This window comes from Paenarthrobacter nitroguajacolicus (assembly GCF_031455195.1).
In the GTDB taxonomy this organism is placed as follows: Bacteria; Actinomycetota; Actinomycetes; order Actinomycetales; family Micrococcaceae; genus Arthrobacter; species Arthrobacter nitroguajacolicus_D.
Genome location: NZ_JAVDSH010000001.1, coordinates 274,427 through 295,110, shown reverse-complemented (window position 1 = coordinate 295,110; position 20,684 = coordinate 274,427). Strand labels below are relative to the sequence as shown.

Sequence of the window (20,684 nt, the reverse complement as noted above, 5' to 3'; positions counted from 1 at the left end):
TCTTCGACGGTCCCGTCACCGCCGACTGGTTTCGTCGCGTTCCCACGCACTGTTTCCGACGCCGCCACGATTGACCTTGAACCGCCCCGTGACGGCGAATGCTGCGTAAACCCCAGCATCCAAGGCACTGATCGGTCCCCGCACGGTGCGCGCCAGTTCCCGGAGTGTTCGGCGGGTCGACGCGCCCACAGGGGACTTACCACTCTGTTCGGCATTGCCGCGATACGTACGGCTCAAGACTGCCAGCAGTGCACCACTGGATCGCGGAGTCCTGACCACCACTGCGGGTGCCGGAAGCACGGCCTTCTCCTCCGGGCCGAACAGCCTGTCCACATACAGATCATCGCCCGTCAGGGCAGGGAACTCCTGCAAACGCGCATGACCCGCGGCTGTCAGGGCAAACACACCGGCACCCCACAAACCCTGCGAATTGGCGGGAATCCGGGTCCGGGCACGGTAGTACGCCTTGACCGATCCGGAAGCTCCTGCGGTGTCGTACCGATACGCTGGCCGTGCTGCGAGGTAGGGACCGGTGTTCAAAGAATCAAACACGGCACGCACGGCGTCCGGACCCAGTTCGATGTCCGCATCAAGGTATATTCGCGGCCAACGGTCCGTGACCCGATCAGCGGCGTTCAGTGCTGCCGTTTTGGAGGCCTGCTCCACCCGCACCACCTGAACTCCGGGGTAACGCGAAGCAATGGCTTCGGTGCCATCCGTACAACCGTTGCAGGCAACAATGACATCTACGTTTGGCGCAGAAGCCACAGGCCCCAACGCGTCGAGGGTTCTTCCCAAGACCGCGGCCTCGTTGTGCGCTGGGATGATGACGGCGCCGGAAGGGAAGGTTTCAAGGATCGAGGCAGGCACCTCCGGGAGTGTTGCGTGGGGGAGTGCCACCCATCGGCGCTGGTTCATGAGTGCCAACGCCGTTCGGCCGTGTCCAGGCTTTGGAAGGCGCGCCACCTCGCCTGCCAGCACGGCTGCCCTCAGGAGCGCTGCGCGAGGGGCACCCATGTGTTTCCGAGCATAACGGACACGGTTCACCGCCATGAGGGACATGAGTTCAGCCGATTGTCCCGAGCCCCCGCGCTCATGCCACATTCTCGCCGCAGGCTCGAACCAGATGGAGAAACCGCCAGCCCGCAGCCGGTGGCAGTAGTCGGTCTCTTCTGAATACAGGAAGAACCGCTCATCCCATTCGCCTGTAGCCCGCAGGGCGTCGGGGCTGATCAGCATCGCAGCTCCGGTGGCCCACTCCACCAGGTGGGGGTGCAGGTAGCTTTCGGCCCGAAAGTCGATCTCCGATAGCCAACCAGGACGGGCTGGAAGCCGGCTTCCCATGGCGGCATCACCCAGTGCGCGGGTGACGGTGGGTTCACGCCGCAGTGAAGGATAGACACTGCCGTCGGGGTCAAGCAGTACAGGGACCACCATCCCGCACCCGGTTTTCATCATTCGATGCCACATTGCGGCAATGGCGCCAGGTTCAACCCGCAGGTCGGGGTTCAGGATCAGGAACGCTCCTGCATCCCCGGCCAGGCGCAGGGCTTGGTTGATACCTCCCGCATATCCGAGGTTGCCGCCCGTGTTGACCGTGAGCACGTCCGCGTGGCGTGATAGCCGGGCACGCGTTGAGTCATCGGGTGAATTGTCCGCCACGACAACCTTCAGCGCCAAGGTGCGCGCCTCCGCCCGCAACCCGGAAATGAGCGGATCGACGTCGTCGGCATTGTCATAGGTAACAATCACCACCGCAATGTCGGCAGGGCATTCGGGCGCCAGGAAGCGGCCTGCTGTTCCACCCGACGGCGATGCTGCCGACGTCCTCACGGAGCGCGAAACCAAGGTACCGGCCTTCCCCGGTTGCGCGGCAAGCTGGGAGCTGTTGGATCGCAACCTCACGTAGGCCCCGGGTCCTTCAAGGAGATAGCGGCGCCCCAGCCTGCGGGGTTCTTTCAGGAGCCGCCACGCCCATTCCAAACCCTTTTCGCTCATCCATGAGGGGGCGCGCTGGATTCGCCCGGCAAGAAAGTCAACTACCGCGCCGAAGGCCAGAAGAACCTTCGCTCCTGTCAGGTGCCCATACTCGTTTGCCCAAAGCTCCTGGCGTGGTTTTCCCAAGCCAATGACCAGGATGTCCGGAGCACTTTCAGCTATGTTTGCGGCCAATTCCAGGGAGGACTTGCCGTCCGTAATGGTGGAACGGTCCGGCGCCCAATAGCCGGCCACACGCAACTCCGGCCGCTCCCGCGAAAGCCTGCGCCGCAAGAGCTCCTGTACCTGCTTCGAACCACCGAGGAAGCCCACACTCACACCAAGTCGCTCGGCTTCACGAAGAACAGGGCCTATCAGGTCGCTGCCGGCCAAACGGGGCCATGATGCGCCCGTCAGGCGGCGGGTTTGGGCTACCAGTGGAGCCCCGTCCAGCAGCGTCATCCATTCAACGGACGCTGCCTGCTCCAGAGTGCCCTGCCTGGGGCTTCCGCTGCCAAAGTGGCGGATATGGTCCAGGTTCGCTGAGCAAACTCCAAGTGGGCGGATGGCCGGCACCAAGGCCCGGCGCATGATCTCCTGAACGGCAGTTCCATAGCCAAGAAGTCTTACGGGGACGCCGCCAAGTTGAACCAGGCTCTCTTGTTCCGGAGGGGTGGGAGACGAATCGTCCAGCAGCATGTGGGCTCCAAGGTAGTTACAACGCAAGAAAAGCCGGTGATTCAGGTCGCTGCACCACCTGAAGCACCGCGCAGAAGACGCTTAACCCGTCTCCGTGCTATTTACTTGGTTGTCTCCCGGCCTCGTTCACCAAGGACCCGTAGGACCACTTTAGGACCTTAGGGCCGCGTATTCCAGAGCAAAGCCCGTGCAGTCACCGGGGCCGCCTATTGCGCGCCGAACAGGGCCCGGGGGAAGATGCCGTTAGACAACCCGGACGGGACGGGTGGGACTGCGCGGAGGACAGCCATGGACAGTGACGGCGCCGGATTATTGGAGGGCAGGGCTACACATTTTGTCCTGACCCGTTTCAATGTCAGGAGCTTCTATCACAAGGCCGAACCGACCAATGCTTGGCTGTCCGAACGGCTTCACCTCTTCGAAAAGTACTGCGCACCCAGCTTCAGGAACCAGACAAAAAGGAACTTCACGTGGCTGGTCTTCCTTGATTCGTTGTCTCCCGCATGGTTCAAGGAAAAGATCAGCGCACTATCCGTCGGCCTCTTCATGCCCGTCTACGTCGAGGGCCCGTTCTCCCAGGACTTCCTGAGCAGGACTATCGACTCTCTCTGTACAACGCAATCTGTAATAACAACGCGTGTCGACAATGACGATGCTGTGGCGAATGACTTTATCGAGACCATTCAAAAATGTTTCGATGGCCAGAGCCTGATGTTTATAAACCTGGTCAATGGGGCCCAATACGCCGATAACAAGCTCTACCTGCGGCCCTATACAAAGAACCCGTTCGCAAGCCTGATTGAAACCCCCTTAAATGGTCCGCCCGTCACGGTTTTCGTTGAGCATCACTACCGAATTGACGCCTACGCACCAGTGCTGAACGTAAGAACGACCCATCCCATGTGGCTGCAGGTGGTCCACGGTGGCAATGTGCTGAACGAAATCGTTGGTCTTCGGACCACGCCTGGACGTGTTGCTCCGCACTTTGCGGCAGCTTTGGACGTAGATGGGCCGGGCTTGGGAGTAGCGGCCGACCAAGCATTGGGAATTGTCCGCATTCTCTGGAGATTCGCCCGTAAACCCTCCCGGGTGGGCCAATTAGCCAAGGCACTGGCCGCCCGGACAGCGGGAAAGCCGGTATCAAAGTAATTGGCTGTCCTGCAGATATTCTTTCAGCCGATGTTCGTATGATGAAGGCGCAAATCCCGCGGCCTTGATTTTTGACAGGTTGAGAACGCTGTTCCTTGGCCGTGGTGCGCTGCCCGGTTTAGCGTAGTCAGAGGTGCTGACGGGTCGAATGGTCCCTGGGTCGGCCCCGCACAGCTGATAGACGTCTCTTGCAACGTCAGCCCAGGTCCTGGGCTCGCCATCGCAGCTGAGGTTGTACGTTCCGTACGCCGCCCCGGTCTCCAGCAGATACCGAATCGCGGCAGCGATGTCCGTAGCGAACGTCAGCCGGCCCCACTGGTCATCCACCACAGCCGGTGACACAGAGCGAGCCGCCAATCCTGCCATCGTTCGAACGAAGTTACTGCCATCGCCCACGACCCAACTGCTGCGGACGGTGTAGTGACGTTGCAAGGCGGACACGGCGAGGTCCCCAGCGGCCTTGGTCTGCCCGTAAACTCCGACCGGACTGGGCGGCTCGTCCTCAAAGTGCTCAGCCGCGGAACCGTCAAAAACGTAATCGCTGGAAATATGCACCAACGTCAGCGAATGTTCCAAGCAGATCTTAGCGAGGAGCGACACGGCGGCAGCGTTGATTTTCCAGGAGGCCACACGGCCGGTTTCCGTTTCCGCGGCATCAACCGCGGTGAAAGCCGCAGCGTTGATGATTGTTCCGTACTTCTTCCAATCGATTTTCGCGTATGACTCGGGATCGGAAATATCGAAGTCCGTGCGGTCAGCGAACTGTACTGCCGGATCACCATCGAACTCATGCCGAAGGGCTCTGCCCAGTTGGCCATTGGCTCCAAGAACGAGGGTCAACCGCGGACCCATGGCCGCTACTTCGGACAGGCCCGGATGGTTCCTGTCCTGCGCCGACACCACGGCATCTTCAAGAGGAATCGGCCACGGGACAGCGACATCTTTATCACTAAGGTTGAGGAAGGTATATTCGGCCTGCGCCTCGGGGCTCCAATGGTCGTTGACCAGGTAGACGTATGCCGTATTGTCCTCCAGGGTCTGAAAGGCATTGCCCACGCCCCGGGGTACGAATACGGCTTCCCCGGGGGTCAACTCGGCACAGAAGACAGCTCCAAATGTCGGACCTTTTCGCAGATCCACCCATGCCCCGAAGATCCGGCCCGAAGCCAAGGAGATGAACTTGTCCCACGGTTCGGCATGGATGCCGCGGGTGGTTCCACGGACTTGGTTAAACGAGATGTTGTTCTGCACGGGACCAAAATCCGGGAGCCCCAGGGCCGTCATCTTGCTTCTGTGCCAGTTCTCCTTGAACCAGCCCCGTTGATCTCCATGAACCGGAAGGTCCAGAAGCACCAGTCCAGGTATTGGTGTTGATCGCAAGCTCATTTCCCGGGCCCCCGTCATGGTTAGTGTCCCTGGCTCGCGTACTTTGATTCCGTCGCAGCCTTTTGCGGGCGCCACCAATCCTCGTTGTCCCTGTACCAGGCCACGGTTGCCGCCAAACCAGAATCGAAATCCACGAACCGGGGTTGCCAGCCAAGTTCACTCCGCAGCTTGCTGGAGTCAATGGCGTATCTGAGATCGTGGCCAGGACGGTCCGTGACAAGGTCATAGGCGTCGGCCGGCTGTCCCAGATGCCTCAGCAGCCTTTCAACGACCGCCCTGTTGGAGAGCTCCCCGTCAGCTCCTATCAGGTACGTCTCACCGATGACACCGCGCTCAAGGATTGCCAGTATTGCCGCAGAGTGGTCCTCAACATGGATCCAGTCCCGCACGTTAAGCCCTTGTCCGTAGAGCCTGGGCCGCACGCCATCCAGGACGTTCGTAATTTGCCGGGGAATGAATTTCTCGACGTGCTGGTAGGGGCCGTAGTTGTTCGAACAGTTGCTGATGGTCGCTTTCAGCCCGAAGGAGCGCACCCAGGCCCTGACCAGCATGTCGGAACCGGCCTTCGTGGCGGAATACGGGCTGGTGGGCTTGTACACCGATTCCTCAGTGAACCTGCGTGGTTCATCCAACGCCAGATCCCCGTATACCTCGTCCGTGGATATGTGGTGGAACCGCGTGCTGTGAAGCCGTGCTGCTTCGATCAGCGTAAACGTGCCCACCAAGTTGGTGTCCACAAAAGGTCGTGGCTCCTTTAGCGAATTGTCATTGTGTGATTCAGCTGCAAAGTGCACCACAGCATCGGCCTGCGCGGTCAGCCGCTCCACCAGGCCGGAGTCGCAGATGTCACCGTGGATGAATGAGAACCGGTCCGCCGGCAAGCCAGAGAGGGAATCCAGGTTTCCCGCATAAGTCAGTTTGTCCAGCACCGTGACATGCAGCGACGTGTGCCCCATGATGTAGTGGACAAAGTTGCATCCAATGAATCCGGCCCCGCCGGTGACAAGGATTCTCTGCATGGCCATAGCGTAGCCGTCAAAGGGGCCGCGTGCAGCAAGAGGGGAGAAGTCAATGAGGGGAATAATTTTGGCCGGCGGTACCGGTTCCCGGCTTCATCCGATAACCCTCGGCATCAGCAAGCAACTGGTGCCCGTCTTTGATAAACCGATGATCTACTATCCGTTATGTACCCTCATGCTGGCCGGAATACGGGAGATCCTGATCATCACCACTCCCACTGACGCCAGCCAGTTCAGGAACCTGCTGGGCGATGGCTCCCAATTCGGAATTAGCCTGACATATGCCCAACAGCCGACACCGGACGGGTTGGCCCAAGCATTTGTGCTCGGCGAGCAACACATCGGGAACGGCAAAGTGGCGCTTATCCTTGGCGACAATATTTTCAACGGCCCGGGAATGGGTAACCAGTTCCGCCGCTATACCGACGTCGACGGCGGAGCTATCTTCGGTTATTGGGTCAAGGATCCGACGGCTTACGGCGTGGTTGAATTCGACGACGGCGGACTCGCCGTATCCATTGAAGAGAAACCAATCCAGCCAAAAAGCAATTATGCCGTTCCAGGACTGTACTTCTACGACAACGATGTTGTTGCCATGGCGAAGGACCTCAAACCGTCAGCCCGTGGGGAACTCGAAATTACCGACATCAACCGCACATACATGGAATTGGGCCGGTTGCACGTCCAAAAGTTCCCCCGCGGCACGGCATGGCTGGACACCGGTACCTTCGCCGACCTGAACGATGCCTCTAATTACGTGCGCACCACCGAAAACCGACAAGGGCTAAAAATAGGCGCCCCCGAGGAAGTGGCGTGGCGTATGGGTTTCCTCACCGATGATGAGCTTCGCCAGCAAGCGGCAAAGTTAGCCAAGAGCGGCTACGGCGGATACCTGCTGGACATTCTCGACAGGCGCTGAGCCGCAGGCCCCGTCACAGGGCCACTTTGTAAACGTGATGGGTCGATTCCTGCGGAAAGTCGTCCACGAATTTTCCATCCACCACTGGAAGGCTGCGGTTTTCGTCAAGGACTTCGACCGTGCGGCCCCTGATTCCGGGGGGTAGGGTGAGTATCCGCTGGCCGGTCTGGGCGTCTTCGGTCATGGCGAATACGTAGGCGGATCCGTCGTGGGTCTTGAGCATCGTATCCAGTCCGGAACCAAAGTCCCATACGTAACTTTGCGTGTTCAGGACCGGGGCAAGGGCCTTCACTTGTGCGTTGATTTCCGCCATCGCCTGCACTTGCTCCCGGGCACAATCGCGATTCGAAATCCGTACGTCTGCCAAAGCATCTCCCGACATACAGGGATTGTCGGCGCCCCCGCCGGGTGCCTGTGTAAACCATACAATTCCGCGTGAATCGTGGATGAGCATGGCCCACACTTGCGCTTTGACCCGCTCCGGCGTCATTTGGTCCGCCAGGTCGCTTTCACCTTCTGGACTCAGGACCGTCGGAAGCATCCAAATGGGGGACTGCACGCCCCTGGCCGTATTGACCTCCTGCATGACCTGCATGGCCTTGGCGTAAGCAGAAGAGCTCTGGCATGTTGCCGTCGTCGTCGGGCTATATCCGCTTGGCGTCCGCAACCGCCAGTCCCGGCAGGCACTGGCGTAGTAGTAATTCGATGTAGAGGAAACGTCCACCGTGTCCCAATACCGCTTCGTTATTTCCATCGGCGCGTCATAGCTGATGAGGGACGGCGTCCAGTTGGCGTAGGTGAAGCGCCCCTCTTCGACGGACCTCAAGCCGGCAATGGTCTGTGTCATGTGGGTTATTCCGGCGTCCCATTCGAATCTGCCGTCTACTTCATCATCGACGTAGTTCCCGGGCAGCTGGGCCCAATTCTCGGGCGCATTCTTCACTTTCATCAGAGAGAACATGCCATTATCGTCGAAAACCTTGTAATCCACATCCGGGTTGGATTGAACATAGAAATTGATGCCATGGGCTTTATCGAATTTCATCTGCGGATCGTTGGCGGACGCATACCAAACGCCGATCGGGAAGAAAGCCGGATCATCCCACCCGGCGGCATCAGCTTTGGTGAATTTCTTATAGAAGGCTGGTCCGCCATCCCAGGGTATTCTTTCAAGCCCTCCCAGGTCACTGGCGTCCGGAGACTGGGCCGCGGATGGAAGGACTGACTCCGAAACCTCGGGGACGGGATCACGGCCCGCACGGTCGGTGCCACCTGTACATCCGGTCATGCTCACAAGGACAGCGGCCATTGTGAGGGGGAAGTAACGGGACCGACTCATTGGTTCCTCGATTCCGCTGATTGCCGATGGAACGGTGAATGAGTACAGGATGACATCAACATCCAGGAGTCGAAACCGATTCGGCACGAAATGTTCAGAAGTGGTGGGCTGTCGAAGACAGGGCTCCTACGCCGCCGAAACGTCCTCAAGGGCGCGCGATATCTCGGCAGGCAAAACCGTCAACTGGGCGTCGAGTAGCTCTTTGAGCTGGACCGCGTTCCTGGCGCCTACGATGGCCGTGGCAACGCCGGGCCGGGAAAGTAGCCAGCTCAAGGAGACGTCCATAGGAGATCTGCCCAGGCCGCGTGCGGCCATGGCCACAGCTTCAACCACCCTGGACGCGCGAGGCTCCAGGTATGGCTCAACGTAGGCCGTGAGGCGGCTTTGGGCGGCACGCGAGTCGGCAGGAATTTGTCCGCGGTACTTGCCGCTCAGGACACCCCGTCCCAGCGGTGCCCATGCCATGATTCCCAGCCCGGCATCCTCCACCGCGGGAATGAGCTCGTCCTCGACCCTGCGCTGGACCAAGGAATATTCAGACTGATTGGCCACCAAAGTGAACCCCGCAATGGCCGCGGCCTTCGCTGTCTGCCAACCGTTGTAGTTGGAGATGCCCACGTAGCGTGCCCGCCCGGTCCGCTGTGCCAGCTCCAGGGCGGAAAGGGTCTCCTCCAAGGGAACGTTGGGATCCCACTCATGGGCGAACCAGATGTCGACGTAGTCGGTTCCGAGCCTGGCCAAGCTGGCGTCAAGTGCCGAAAGCATTGCGCCGCGTGAAGCATTGACGCTGCGCCTGGACTCCGTGGACGACACGCCCGCCTTCGTGGATAAGACCACCTCAGACCGTGCCACGACATCGCCCAGCATGGACCCGACCATGGCTTCCGCCCGGCCCTGGCCGTAGGACGCTGCAGTGTCTATGACGGTGCCGCCTGCAGCAACGAACGCGTGGAGGACCTCGGCAGCGTCCTGCTCATCAGTTTCCTGGGCCCAGGACATGGTGCCGAGGGACAATGAGGACACGCGAAACCCGCTGTTTCCGACATAACGCTGCTGCATAGCTGCTAGCTTACGGGCAGTTCCCAGTCTTCATGACGTAGGGTCTATTCACGTGAACTGGATAGAAGCAGCCTTGCTGGGCCTCGTGCAGGGCCTCACCGAATTCCTCCCGATCTCCTCGAGTGCGCACCTGAGGATCGTCGGATCATTCCTCCCGGGCGCCGCGGACCCCGGCGCCGCTTTTACTGCGATCACGCAGTTGGGAACCGAAACCGCCGTCATTGTGTACTTCTGGCGTGACATCGTCCGGATCGTCCGCGCTTGGTTCGGCTCCATGAGCGGCAAAGTGGCGCGCAACGATCCCGATGCCCGCATGGGTTGGTTGGTGATCCTGGGCAGCCTGCCGATCATTATCCTGGGCCTGCTGTTCCAGGACCAGATCGAATCGGTACTTCGCAGCATGTGGATCGTGGCCACCATGCTGATCGTCTTCGGCATGATCCTGGCCGTTGCCGACGCCACCGGTCGGCAGGAACGTGACCTCACGCAACTGAGCTACAAGCACGGCATCCTGTATGGGTTCGCGCAGGCCATGGCCTTGATTCCCGGCGTTTCCCGTTCCGGCGGCACCATCACTGCAGGCCTGCTCATGGGCTACACGCGTGAAGCCGCAGCCCGGTACTCCTTCCTGCTTGCCATCCCCGCCGTGTTCGGAAGTGGCCTCTACCAGCTGTACAAGACGGTCTCGAAAGAAGGTTTGGCCGGACCATACGGCCTGCCCGAGATCGCTTTGGCCACCGTAATAGCCTTCGTCGTGGGCTACGTCATCATTGGGTGGTTCCTGAAATTTGTGTCGACCAGGAGCTATCGGCTTTTCGTTTGGTACCGGATACTCCTCGGCCTGGCCTTGTATGTCCTGCTCGGTTTCGGTGTCATCAGTGCCTAGCACTAAGGTTGAGTCGTGAAATCGTGGACTTCCCGCCCTGTTCCTGAGCTGCCCGGCAGCATGCCGCAACTACGCCTTTTCGACACTGCCTTGGGCCGTGTCGTGGAGGTAGAGCGGCAACCGGAGCAATCCATGTATGTCTGCGGCATCACGCCCTACGACGCCACGCACATGGGCCACGCCTCGAGCTACGTTGCCTTCGATCTCCTGAACCGTGCTTGGCGCGATGCGGGAATCCAGGTGTCCTACGTGCAAAACGTCACGGACATCGACGACCCCCTGCTTGAGCGGGCCAACGCCACGGGCGTTGACTGGAAAGACCTTGCCCAGAGCCAGATCGAACTGTTCCAGACCGACATGGACGCACTGAACGTCCTCGCACCGGATCACTACATCGGCGCCGTTGAAGCCATCCCGGACATCGTGCCGGCCATCGAGCAGCTCATAGCCGACGGCGTTGCCTATCGTGTCCCCGGCACCGATGGGGAACCTGACGGCGATGTCTATTACGACGTCAAAACGGCGGGGAAGCGGTCCGATGCCACAGACGCCTGGACCTTGGGCGACGTGTCGGGACTTGGCGAGAACGACATGCTGGCCCTCTTCGCGGAGCGCGGCGGCGACCCGGCCCGGCCCGGCAAACGCCACGCGCTGGACCCGCTCCTCTGGCGTGTGGCCCGCGAGGGCGAGCCAAGTTGGCCCGGCGCGAGCCTCGGCGCCGGCCGACCCGGTTGGCACATCGAATGTACGGTGATAGCCCAAAAATACCTTCCGGCCCCTTTCACAGTCCAAGGCGGCGGCTCGGACCTGGTCTTCCCGCATCACGAGATGGGAGCCGGCCACGCATATTCGCTGTCCGGGGTTCCCTTGGCGCGTCACTACTCCCATGCGGGCATGGTGGGCCTGGACGGCGAGAAGATGAGCAAGTCCAAGGGAAACCTGGTCCTTGTCTCCAAACTCCGCGCAGCAGGCGAGGAACCCGCAGCCATCCGCTTGGCCATCCTCGCCAACCACTACCGCTCGGACTGGTCATGGACCGATGAAGGCTTCGCTGCAGCCAAGGAGCGCCTGGCGAAGTGGCGGGCCGCCCTGAACCATGCCCCGGCAGGTTCCTCGGCCCCTTTGCTTGCGGCCATGCGCGCTGGACTGGCCGATGACCTCAATGCTCCCGCAGCCCTTGCCGCCGTCGATCGGTGGGGCCTGGAGGTACTGCGTGCTGGCGCCCAGGGGTCGGCTGAGGACAAGGCCGCCATCTCGGACGCCGTCAACGCGCTTCTCGGCGTGGAGCTGTAGCCGCACCCTCTTGCGAACAAACGCCAACGGCCCTGACATTCCTGTCAGGGCCGTTGGCGTCTACCGGTGTTGGGAACGGTCAGGGACGGTCTTTGCCGCGCCGCTTGAGGTACCGTTCGAACTCGCGGGCGATGGATTCGCCGGAGGCTTCCGGGAGGTCGGCCGTGTCCTTGGCTTCCTCGAGTTGCCGCACGTACGCCGCGATCTCGGGGTCCTCGGTGGCGAGCTCGTCAACGCCGCGTTCCCACGCCTCGGACTCTTCGGCAAGTGCCTGGCTGTCCAGCGGGACCTGGAGCAGGTCTTCCACCTTGTGCAGGATCGCGAGCTGGGCTTTGGGGGAAGGGGGCTGGGCAACGTAGTGCGGCACCGCGGCCCACAGTGAAACCGTCGGCAGCCCTGCGAGCATCGCAAATTCAGCCAGGACGCCTACGATCCCCACCGGCCCCTCGTACTGGGAGGCCTCCAGATTGAGGCGTTCACGCAGCGAGCTGTCCTCAGTGCTCGTGCTGACCGGAATGGGGCGGCTGTGCGGAACATCGGCCAACAGGGCGCCCACCAAAATAACGGAGTCGACCTTGAGTGCCTCCGCGTGGACCAGCAATTCGGTGGTGTAGGCACGCCAACGGTAGGAAGGCTCAGTGCCCAGCACGAACACCACATCCACATTGCTGTCCGGAACGGCGGCCTTGTAGATCCGGGTGGACGGCCACTTGACCTTCCGCGCGCCCGACGACGTGCGGCGCACAGTTGGCCTGGTGAACTGGAAGTCGTAGTACTCCTCGGCGTCCACGGTGGCAACCTTCTTGCCGTCCCAGAGCTTGTTCAAGTAGTGCAGGGCGTCGCTGGCAGCCTCTCCGGCGTCGTTCCAGCCTTCGAACGCGGCGAGCATCACGGTGACGCGCTGGCCTTCCGCTGGTTCCTTGAGGAAACGCTCGGGCTCCGCGGTGATGTCCTGTCCTTCGGGGGTCCCGTCCACACTGTTCATCCACTCACCCTACGTCCAAGACCCTCCGGGATGCATGGCATTTCGCGCCGGTGCGTGTCCCTTCTTCGCCCACAGCGCAATGCCCGCACAGCCACTCGTCCGGTTCCACGTAGACTTGAAGCCATGCATTCCTTACCCAGCCAGCCCCTCCTCAAAGCCGCGCTCTGGGATATGGATGGCACCCTGGTGGACACTGAGCCCTACTGGATAGCGGCCGAACGCGCCTTGGTGGAGTCCCACGGCGGCACGTGGTCGCACCAGCAGGCCATGCAATTGGTGGGACAGTCCTTGCTGCACTCCGCAGCGGTCCTGCAGGCAGCCGGCGTCAGGCTTGAGGCCCGCGAGATCGTGAATACCCTCAGCGCCCAGGTGATCGAGCAGGTCCGCCGGAATGTGCCTTGGCGGCCTGGCGCGCGGGAACTCCTCGATGAACTTCACCAGGCCGGTGTCCGGTGCGCACTGGTGACCATGTCCGAAGGTCCCCTGGCCGGAGTGGTGGTGGAAAGCCTGCCCAAGCCGTACTTCGAGTTCATGGTCACCGGCGACACCGTCACCAACGGAAAGCCGCATCCCGAGGCCTACCTCACCGCGGTTGAACTGCTCCGCGTCGACGATCCCACCTTGACCATCCACCATTGTGTCGCGCTGGAGGATTCGGTTCCCGGAGCCACGGCCGCCATTGCTTCAGGTGTCGTGACCGTGGGGATACCCCACCAGGTACCGCTGCCCGAAGACCCCCGCATGGTCATGTGGGACACCCTGGTTGGCAGGACAGCCGCGGACGTCGGCCAGCTGGTGGATAACCGCTTCACCGCAGCAAACCTGCTTGAAGGGGCCAACTAGGTGAGCAGTTCTCCCACACCACATCACGCCTCCGCCAAAAAAGAGGGCATCCCACTGGGGCGGATCGCGGGCATTCCGGTCTACCTTGCGTACTCTTGGTTTGTTATTGCAGGATTCACCGTCATTGTCTACGGGCCGGCACTGCTGGTGCAGATGCCGCGTCTTGGCCTGGGCGCCTACTTCGTAGCATTGGGCTACGCCCTGTTGCTTGCCATCTCCGTGCTGGTTCATGAACTGGCACACGCGCTCAGCGCCAAGGCCTTCAAATGGCCCACAGAGAAGATCGTCCTCAATCTCTGGGGCGGACACACGCAGTTTGAGAACTTCACGGCCTCGCCTGGACGTTCGGTCGTTGTGGCACTGGCCGGGCCTGCTTCGAACTTCGTCCTTGCAGCCGCCATGTGGGCCGTTCTCTCCGCCGATGTCCTGAGCGGGGTGTCCGAAATCCTGGCCAACATCCTCATGTGGGCCAATCTCCTGATCGGCTTGTTCAACGTGCTTCCAGGTTTGCCGCTGGACGGTGGGCGGCTGGTGGAATCCGCTGTGTGGAAAGCCACCGGGAGCCAGGACAAGGGAACCATTGCTGCCGGCTGGTCTGGACGTATCATCGTTGCCGCGCTGGTCATCTGGTTCATCGCGTTGCCTCTGCTCTCCGGCGCGCCGCTGGATATCAGCCTGATGCTCATCACCGTCCTTGTCTGCGGATTCCTCTGGATGGGCGCCTCCAGCTCCATCCACCACGCCAAGCTCCGCAGCCGCCTGTACCTGGTCAGCGCGGCGGGCCTCGCGGAGCGCGCCGTCGGCGTCCCGAACTCAGCCTCCGTGGCCGACGTCCTGGACATCGCCCCTGACGGCAGCCCCGCCGTCGTCATCTGTGGACCCGACGGAAAGCCGCAAGGAGTCGTGGACCCGGGTGCTGCCGCTCTGGTGCCGCCTGAGGCCTTGACGACGACGCCGGTCACGGCGGTGGCGCACGCCCTGGGCGCGGGGGCTTATGTCCCTGAATGGTCCAAGGGACAGGAACTCATTCAGTACTTGGCGCGCTTGGAAGGGGGCGAATACGCTGTGGTGGACCACAACGGAATCGTCACCGGCCTGCTGCGCCAGCAGGCTGTCGTGACAGCCATTACAGGTAAGGAAGCCCGCCGCAGCGGTCGCCCCTGACCCCGTGGCCGGTAGAGTTACATGCCGGCCGTCATAGCAAACAACCCCACGGCTTTTTGGCGCCCACCAGCCAGCAACACGTCGCGGCCCAGCCGTACAAGAGCGAGGAACACCACATGAGCAGCGAAACCGCCGCCCCCGAGGCCAGCGCAGGCCCTGACGAGGCAGCTACCGGAACCGCCGTGCAGCCGACGGGCGCAGGGCGCCGCCGCGGGCCTTTCCGCGTTGGCGAGCGGGTCCAGCTCACGGATGAACGCGGCCGCATGAACACTGTGACGCTGGAAGTCGGCGGCGCATTCCACACGCACCGGGGCTTCCTTAACCACGATGAGATCATCGGCAAGGTGGATGGCTCCGTGGTCAGCAACAACGTAGGCCAGCAGTACCAGACGTTGAGGCCGCTGCTGTCCGACTTCGTCTTGTCCATGCCTCGTGGCGCGGCCGTTGTCTACCCGAAGGACGCCGGCCAGATTGTCACCATGGCCGACATTTTCCCGGGCGCACGCGTCGTGGAAGCCGGTGTGGGCTCCGGTGCGCTGTCCATTTCCCTGCTTCGCGCTGTCGGTGACGGCGGCTACCTGCATTCCTTTGAGCGCCGCGAAGAATTCGCCGACATCGCCCGCGGCAACGTCGAGACAATCTTCGGTGGCCCGCACCCGGCCTGGCAGATCTCGTTGGGTGACTTCCAGGAAGAGGTCGTCAAGGCCGAAGCCCCCGGTTCCGTGGACCGCGTAGTGCTTGACATGCTGGCGCCCTGGGAGTGCCTGGACGCTGTTGCTACCGTCCTGGCGCCTGGCGGCGTCTGGATCAACTACGTAGCGACGGTCACGCAGCTGTCCCGCACTGCCGAGGCCATCCGTGCTGACGGGCGATTCACCGAGCCCGACGCCTGGGAGTCGATGGTCCGTGGCTGGCACCTTGAGGGCCTGGCTGTTCGGCCGGATCACCGCATGGTGGCCCACACTGGTTTCCTTCTGGTCACCCGCCGCCTCGCCGACGGCGTCACCGGAATCTCAGTGAAGCGCCGCCCTTCCAAGACCGAATTCAGCGAAGAGGACCTCAACGCCTGGACGCCCGGCGCAGTAGGGGAGCGGGCAGTTTCGGACAAGAAACTCCGGCGCGCCGCACGTGACGCTATCGCCGGAACCAACGTCCAGGATGACCCCACGGTCACAAACTGACAAAGGTCACAATAGGGTCCGCATTCCGAATGTCACCCAGCACCCTGAGCTTTTCGGGACTAAGGTCTTGTTAAGCGCAGGAAGGGGCTGATGATTCGTGGACACGTCAAACAACGACCTTGGACGGCAGACGCCGGAAGAAGGACACGCCGCACCGGAAGAGGCAGGAAGCCGGGGGCTGGCCCCCGTGCAACCGTCGGAGGCCTCCAGTGAACTGACTGTTGCCGAGCGGCAGATCAACATCCTCCGGGACAAGCTCCGCCACATCGACCGCCAGCTGGCCGCCGCTACTCAGAACAACGGCAAGCTCGTCAGCATGCTGGAAGCCGCGAAGTCCGAAATCCTCCGCTTGAAGGGTGCTTTGGAGCAGGAAGGGCAGCCGCCCTACAGCTTCGGAACCGTGGTGCAGGTCAACCCCCGGAAGCAACCTTCTGCCGGGAGCTCCGGCCAGGCCGCAACCGAAGAGTCGGTGGATATTTTCAACGCCGGCCGTAAGATGCGCGTGGGCGTCAGCCCCCTGGTCAACATCAACCAGCTTGCAGTCGGACAGGAAGTCCTGCTGAACGAGGCACTTCTGGTGGTTGCCGGGCTGGGTTACGAACGCGCCGGTGAACTGGTCACTCTGAAGGAAATGCTCGGCAAGGACCGTGCGCTGGTGGTCGGCCGGGCCGACGAAGAACGCGTGGTGCGGCTTTCGGGAGCCCTGCAGAACATCCACCTGAAGGTCGGTGACGCTTTGTCGCTGGATTCACGCACGGGATACGCACTTGAAAAGGTCCCGCGCGCAGAGGTGGAGAACCTTGTGCTCGAAGAAGTCCCTGACATCACCTACCAGGACATCGGTGGCCTCGGCCCGCAGATTGAACAGATCCGCGACGCCGTCGAACTGCCGTTCCTGCACCCGGACCTTTACCGGGAGCACGGCCTGAAGGCGCCCAAAGGCATCCTCCTGTACGGCCCTCCGGGCTGCGGCAAGACGCTCATTGCCAAAGCTGTGGCCAATTCCCTCGCAGCACGTGCCGCCGAGCGTGCCGGCAACACGGACCTCAAGAGCTACTTCCTCAACATCAAGGGTCCCGAGCTGCTCGACAAATACGTGGGTGAAACGGAACGCCACATCCGCCTTATTTTCGCGCGTGCGCGTGAGAAGGCGTCCGATGGTAGCCCGGTTGTGGTCTTCTTCGATGAGATGGATTCGCTGTTCCGCACCCGCGGAACCGGTGTGTCGTCCGACGTCGAAACCACCATCGTTCCGCAGTTGCTCAGCGAGATCGACGGTGTCGAACGGCTGGATAACGTGATCGTCATCGGTGCTTCGAACCGCGAGGACATGATCGATCCCGCGATCCTTCGCCCAGGCCGGCTCGATGTCAAGGTCAAGATCCAGCGGCCCGACGCCGAGGCCGCAGCGGACATTTTCGGGAAGTACATCACCACGGACCTGCCCTTCCACGCCCAGGACCTCGCCGAATATGGGGGAGACGTACAGGCCACGGTGGACGCCATGGTCCAGCGAACCGTGGAAGCCATGTATTCGACGGAGAAGTCCAACGAATACCTCGAAGTCACCTATGCCAACGGCGATACGGAGATGCTGTACTTCAAGGACTTCAACTCCGGCGCAGTGGTTCAGAACGTGGTGGACCGCGCCAAGAAGTACGCCATCAAGGACCTCCTGACGAACCACCAAAAAGGCCTGCGCATCGAGCACCTCCTGCGGGCTGTGGTGGACGAGTTCCGTGAGCACGAGGACATGCCGAACACCACCAACCCGGACGACTGGGCCAGGATTTCGGGCAAGAAGGGCGAACGGATCACGTACATCCGCACCATCGTGCAGGGTAAGGCCGGGCAGGAACCGGGCAAGTCGATTGAGACCACCGCCAACACGGGCCAGTACCTGTGACGGCAAGAGTCGAAGGAACACCGGCCGGACAGTTACCCGCAGGCGGCGCAATGCGCGTCATGGGATCGGAAACTGAATACGGAATCCACGCCCCATCGGCCCCTGGCGCGAACGCCACCATGATGTCGGCCAGGATCATCCAGGCTTACGCCACGGTGACCCGCCAACGCGCTGCCGGTGGTGCGGAGACCCGCTGGGATTACACCGACGAAGAACCCTTGCATGACGCACGTGGATGGACCTTGGACCGGGCGGCAGCGGACCCCAGCCAGCTAACGGACCAGCCGCCGGTGCTCGACGCCGAAGCGGTGGCCTTGGCCTATGGGCGGCAGGAACTGGAGCTGGACGGCGCGGACGAGTCCGGCTCCCTGCTGATGAACATGGTCCTGGGCAATGGTGCACGCCTCTACGTGGACCACGCCCATCCCGAATACTCGAGCCCGGAAGTCACCAACCCCCGTGACGCCGTTGCGTGGGACGCCGCCGGGGACCTCGTTGCACTGGCCACGGTCAGGAAAGTCGCCGCCGATGCCAGCCTTCCACCGATCAACCTGTACAAAAACAACACCGACAACAAATCCGTGTCCTACGGATCGCATGAGAATTACCTCATGCCCCGTTCGGTGCCCTTCGGGGACATCATCCGGGGACTGACCCCATTCTTTGTTTCCCGCCAGTCGATCTGCGGTGCAGGACGGGTTGGCCTTGGCCAGGACAGTTCGACGCCCGGTTACCAGATTAGCCAACGGGCCGATTTCTTCGAGGCGGAGGTGGGGCTGGAGACCACTATCCGCCGGCCCATCATCAACACCCGCGACGAGCCCCACGCCACGGCGGACAAGTACCGGCGGCTCCATGTAATCATTGGGGACGCCAACCTCAGCCAGGCCTCCAACTACCTCAAATTCGGCACTACCGCCATGGTTTTGAGCCTTATAGAGGCCGGGCAGGCACCGAAAATCGAAGTTCATGAGCCGGTCCAGGCACTCCAGGCCGTCAGCCATGACACCACGCTCACGTCCACGGTCAGGCTCATCGACGGACGGAGGGTGACCGCCCTCGATCTTCAATGGATGTACTACGAGGCAGCCTCGAAACTGGCCCAGGAAACAGGGGTATCGGATTCGGTCACCGGTGACGGGCACACCCACGGGGTGTTGTCACATTGGGAGTCCACGTTGACGACGCTGGGGACCGACCTCGACGCCGCCGCGTCCACCGTGGAATGGGTGGCGAAGAAGTCACTCCTGGAGGGGTACCGCAACCGTGACGGACTCGCTTGGGATGACGCCCGGCTGGGGCTGGTGGATCTGCAGTGGGCTGATATCAGGCCGGAGAAAGGCCTCTATTACCGGCTGCTGTCCAGGGACCGAATGATGCGCATCGTCGACGACGGCGACATCGCCCGGGCGGTCAGCGAGCCGCCGTCGGACACCAGGGCATACTTCCGCGGGCGCTGCGTCACGAAGTACGGCAAGGACGTTGTCGGCGCCAGCTGGGACTCGGTGATTTTCGACGTCCCGGGCCTGGGGAAGCTGCAGCGGGTGCCCACCCGTGAGCCTTTGAGGGGGACACGATCCCTGACCGGAGCGCTCTTCGACCGTCATCAGGAGGCCGGCTCTTTCCTTGCCGAATTGATGGGGCAGAGCTTGCCCCCGGCAAAGGCCTAAGGCGGTTCGCCACAGGCGGATCAGCGGCCGGTCAAAGCCGTACGCAACAGCCCACAGCGTGGCAATATTGCAGTAGGAAGTCTCCGTTCCCCGGAGACTGACAGTAGGGAGAAGAAAATGGCAGCTCAGGAGCAGCAACAACCGCAGTCGCGGGAAACCGAGACTGAAGTGGACGTCCCGGAGGCTCCGCCGGCAGCACCCGAAGCGAAAGCCTCGGAGGCGACGCAGGGCGTGGATGACCTCCTGGACGAAATTGACGGCGTGTTGGAATCCAACGCAGAGGAATTCGTCAGGGCGTTCGTTCAAAAGGGTGGCCAGTAACCGGAGCCCCCATAGGTTGTACGGCCCGGCCGCGTGAGGCCGCCGGGCATCGGAACGCAGAGTCGAAGGAGTGCAGCAATGCAGGACCCATCAACCGGCCCCCTGGCCAACCAGGCAACGTCTTCCTTTACGGAGCATCTCCAACGATCCCGTCCCGAGCTCCTGCCGTTCAATCAGTTGTTACCCGCAGGCACCGTGCCGTCGTCCCCACATGCCACCACGATCGTCGCTGTGACATACGCCGGCGGGGTGCTGATGGCGGGTGACCGTCGGGCAACCATGGGCAACGTCATCGCCAGCAGGCACATCGAGAAGGTGTTCCCGGCGGATGAGTACTCCGTGCTGGGTATCGCCGGCACAGCCGGCCTGGCCATCGACATCACGCGCCTGTTCCAAGTTGAACTGGAACACTACGAGAAGATCGAAGGAACACTCCTCAGCTTGGTGGGTAAGGCGAACCGTCTGGGTGCCATGATCCGTGGAAACCTGCCCATGGCGATGCAGGGGATGGCCGTCATCCCGCTCTTCGCGGGGTTCGACCATTCATCGGGCATAGGCCGTTTGTTCTCCTACGACGTCACGGGCGGCCGCTATGAAGAGCAGGAACACCACTCCGTGGGTTCCGGATCCGTGTTCGCCCGCGGCGCCCTGAAGAAGCTCTGGAAACCGAACCTCTCGGAGGAGGCTGCCGTCGCAGTGGCTGTCGAGGCCCTTTACGATGCCGCCGACGACGACTCCGCCACGGGTGGACCGGACCCTGTCCGGCAACTCTGGCCGGTGGTGTACACGGTTAATCGCGCTGGTCACCGACGGGTTCCCGAAAGGGACCTGGCGGCCATAGCCGGGGCCATTGTTGAGTCGCGGGCCATTGCCGGACGGGAGGCCTGA

At 61.9% G+C, this 20,684-nt stretch carries 17 protein-coding genes; 11 read left to right on the top strand and 6 right to left on the bottom strand.

The genetic code is table 11. The features are described 5' to 3' along the window. Positions 1-15: 15 nt before the first annotated feature. Positions 16-2,676 (bottom strand): WecB/TagA/CpsF family glycosyltransferase, encoded by a 2,661-nt coding sequence (locus tag J2Y68_RS01405; RefSeq protein ID WP_309988762.1) that lies wholly within the window; start codon positions 2,674-2,676, stop codon positions 16-18. A 288-nt stretch (positions 2,677-2,964) separates the two neighbouring features. Here J2Y68_RS01405 and J2Y68_RS01400 point away from each other — a divergent pair, with 288 nt between their 5' ends. Next, positions 2,965-3,825, top strand: coding sequence for a glycosyltransferase (locus tag J2Y68_RS01400; protein ID WP_309988759.1), 861 nt, complete (start codon positions 2,965-2,967; stop codon positions 3,823-3,825). On the opposite strand, the gene J2Y68_RS01395 is transcribed toward J2Y68_RS01400, so the two are convergent. Both J2Y68_RS01395 and rfbB read right to left on the bottom strand, forming a co-directional pair. After that, positions 3,817-5,229, bottom strand: a complete 1,413-nt coding sequence (locus J2Y68_RS01395; protein ID WP_309988756.1) for a bifunctional dTDP-4-dehydrorhamnose 3,5-epimerase family protein/NAD(P)-dependent oxidoreductase — start codon at positions 5,227-5,229, stop codon at positions 3,817-3,819. The two genes, J2Y68_RS01400 and J2Y68_RS01395, sit on opposite strands and share 9 nt — an antisense overlap. Before the next feature lie 2 nt (positions 5,230-5,231). Further along, the gene (rfbB, locus tag J2Y68_RS01390) at positions 5,232-6,230 is read right to left on the bottom strand and encodes a dTDP-glucose 4,6-dehydratase (protein ID WP_309988753.1); all 999 of its coding nucleotides are present in this window, start codon (positions 6,228-6,230) and stop codon (positions 5,232-5,234) included. Between the two features lie 52 nt (positions 6,231-6,282). Between rfbB and rfbA the strand changes: the two genes are divergently transcribed. Then, entirely contained in the window at positions 6,283-7,149 is an 867-nt protein-coding gene (gene rfbA / locus J2Y68_RS01385) for a glucose-1-phosphate thymidylyltransferase RfbA (RefSeq protein ID WP_309988750.1), read from the top strand. Positions 7,150-7,162: 13 nt separating this feature from the next. Here rfbA and J2Y68_RS01380 read toward each other — a convergent pair whose 3' ends face one another. Continuing rightward, complete coding sequence (locus J2Y68_RS01380) at positions 7,163-8,488, bottom strand: hypothetical protein (RefSeq protein ID WP_309988747.1); 1,326 nt, start codon at positions 8,486-8,488, stop codon at positions 7,163-7,165. Between the two features lie 126 nt (positions 8,489-8,614). Beyond that, entirely contained in the window at positions 8,615-9,547 is a 933-nt protein-coding gene (locus J2Y68_RS01375; RefSeq protein WP_309988745.1) for an aldo/keto reductase, read from the bottom strand. 52 nt (positions 9,548-9,599) lie between these two features. Here J2Y68_RS01375 and J2Y68_RS01370 point away from each other — a divergent pair, with 52 nt between their 5' ends. Both J2Y68_RS01370 and mshC read left to right on the top strand, forming a co-directional pair. Further along, positions 9,600-10,433, top strand: a complete 834-nt coding sequence (locus J2Y68_RS01370) for an undecaprenyl-diphosphate phosphatase (RefSeq protein ID WP_309988744.1) — start codon at positions 9,600-9,602, stop codon at positions 10,431-10,433. A gap of 15 nt (positions 10,434-10,448) precedes the next feature. Then, on the top strand, positions 10,449-11,726 hold the full coding sequence (mshC, locus tag J2Y68_RS01365) for a cysteine--1-D-myo-inosityl 2-amino-2-deoxy-alpha-D-glucopyranoside ligase (protein ID WP_309988743.1): 1,278 nt from the start codon (positions 10,449-10,451) through the stop codon (positions 11,724-11,726). Positions 11,727-11,805: 79 nt separating this feature from the next. Here mshC and J2Y68_RS01360 read toward each other — a convergent pair whose 3' ends face one another. After that, complete coding sequence (locus J2Y68_RS01360) at positions 11,806-12,711, bottom strand: PAC2 family protein (RefSeq protein ID WP_211712391.1); 906 nt, start codon at positions 12,709-12,711, stop codon at positions 11,806-11,808. A 30-nt stretch (positions 12,712-12,741) separates the two neighbouring features. Here J2Y68_RS01360 and J2Y68_RS01355 point away from each other — a divergent pair, with 30 nt between their 5' ends. From J2Y68_RS01355 to prcB, 7 genes are all read left to right on the top strand, one after another. Beyond that, entirely contained in the window at positions 12,742-13,554 is an 813-nt protein-coding gene (locus J2Y68_RS01355) for an HAD family hydrolase (protein WP_309988740.1), read from the top strand. Next, entirely contained in the window at positions 13,555-14,718 is a 1,164-nt protein-coding gene (locus J2Y68_RS01350) for a site-2 protease family protein (protein WP_309988737.1), read from the top strand. It abuts the gene before it with no gap. Between the two features lie 116 nt (positions 14,719-14,834). Beyond that, positions 14,835-15,899, top strand: a complete 1,065-nt coding sequence (locus tag J2Y68_RS01345; protein ID WP_309988735.1) for a tRNA (adenine-N1)-methyltransferase — start codon at positions 14,835-14,837, stop codon at positions 15,897-15,899. Between the two features lie 97 nt (positions 15,900-15,996). Then, the gene (arc, locus tag J2Y68_RS01340; RefSeq protein WP_309988733.1) at positions 15,997-17,805 is read left to right on the top strand and encodes a proteasome ATPase; all 1,809 of its coding nucleotides are present in this window, start codon (positions 15,997-15,999) and stop codon (positions 17,803-17,805) included. 50 nt (positions 17,806-17,855) lie between these two features. After that, on the top strand, positions 17,856-19,475 hold the full coding sequence (gene dop / locus J2Y68_RS01335; RefSeq protein ID WP_309988730.1) for a depupylase/deamidase Dop: 1,620 nt from the start codon (positions 17,856-17,858) through the stop codon (positions 19,473-19,475). Positions 19,476-19,592: 117 nt separating this feature from the next. Continuing rightward, a complete protein-coding gene (locus tag J2Y68_RS01330) occupies positions 19,593-19,796 on the top strand; it encodes a ubiquitin-like protein Pup (RefSeq protein ID WP_211712386.1) in 204 nt (67 codons plus the stop codon). A gap of 78 nt (positions 19,797-19,874) precedes the next feature. Then, positions 19,875-20,684 carry a proteasome subunit beta gene (prcB, locus tag J2Y68_RS01325; protein ID WP_309988727.1) on the top strand — a complete coding sequence of 270 codons (810 nt, stop codon included), beginning with the start codon at positions 19,875-19,877 and terminating at the stop codon, positions 20,682-20,684.

Bases quoted from the DNA above. Each gene is read 5' to 3' on its own strand.
- J2Y68_RS01405 (WP_309988762.1), bottom strand. From the start codon at position 2,676: ATGCTGCTGGACGATTCGTCTCCCACCCCTCCGGAACAAGAGAGCCTG.
- J2Y68_RS01400 (WP_309988759.1), top strand. From the start codon at position 2,965: ATGGACAGTGACGGCGCCGGATTATTGGAGGGCAGGGCTACACATTTT.
- J2Y68_RS01395 (WP_309988756.1), bottom strand. From the start codon at position 5,229: ATGACGGGGGCCCGGGAAATGAGCTTGCGATCAACACCAATACCTGGA.
- rfbB (WP_309988753.1), bottom strand. From the start codon at position 6,230: ATGCAGAGAATCCTTGTCACCGGCGGGGCCGGATTCATTGGATGCAAC.
- rfbA (WP_309988750.1), top strand. From the start codon at position 6,283: ATGAGGGGAATAATTTTGGCCGGCGGTACCGGTTCCCGGCTTCATCCG.
- J2Y68_RS01380 (WP_309988747.1), bottom strand. From the start codon at position 8,488: ATGAGTCGGTCCCGTTACTTCCCCCTCACAATGGCCGCTGTCCTTGTG.
- J2Y68_RS01375 (WP_309988745.1), bottom strand. From the start codon at position 9,547: ATGCAGCAGCGTTATGTCGGAAACAGCGGGTTTCGCGTGTCCTCATTG.
- J2Y68_RS01360 (WP_211712391.1), bottom strand. From the start codon at position 12,711: ATGAACAGTGTGGACGGGACCCCCGAAGGACAGGACATCACCGCGGAG.
- J2Y68_RS01355 (WP_309988740.1), top strand. From the start codon at position 12,742: ATGCATGGCATTTCGCGCCGGTGCGTGTCCCTTCTTCGCCCACAGCGC.
- J2Y68_RS01345 (WP_309988735.1), top strand. From the start codon at position 14,835: ATGAGCAGCGAAACCGCCGCCCCCGAGGCCAGCGCAGGCCCTGACGAG.
- dop (WP_309988730.1), top strand. From the start codon at position 17,856: ATGCGCGTCATGGGATCGGAAACTGAATACGGAATCCACGCCCCATCG.
- J2Y68_RS01330 (WP_211712386.1), top strand. From the start codon at position 19,593: ATGGCAGCTCAGGAGCAGCAACAACCGCAGTCGCGGGAAACCGAGACT.
- prcB (WP_309988727.1), top strand. From the start codon at position 19,875: ATGCAGGACCCATCAACCGGCCCCCTGGCCAACCAGGCAACGTCTTCC.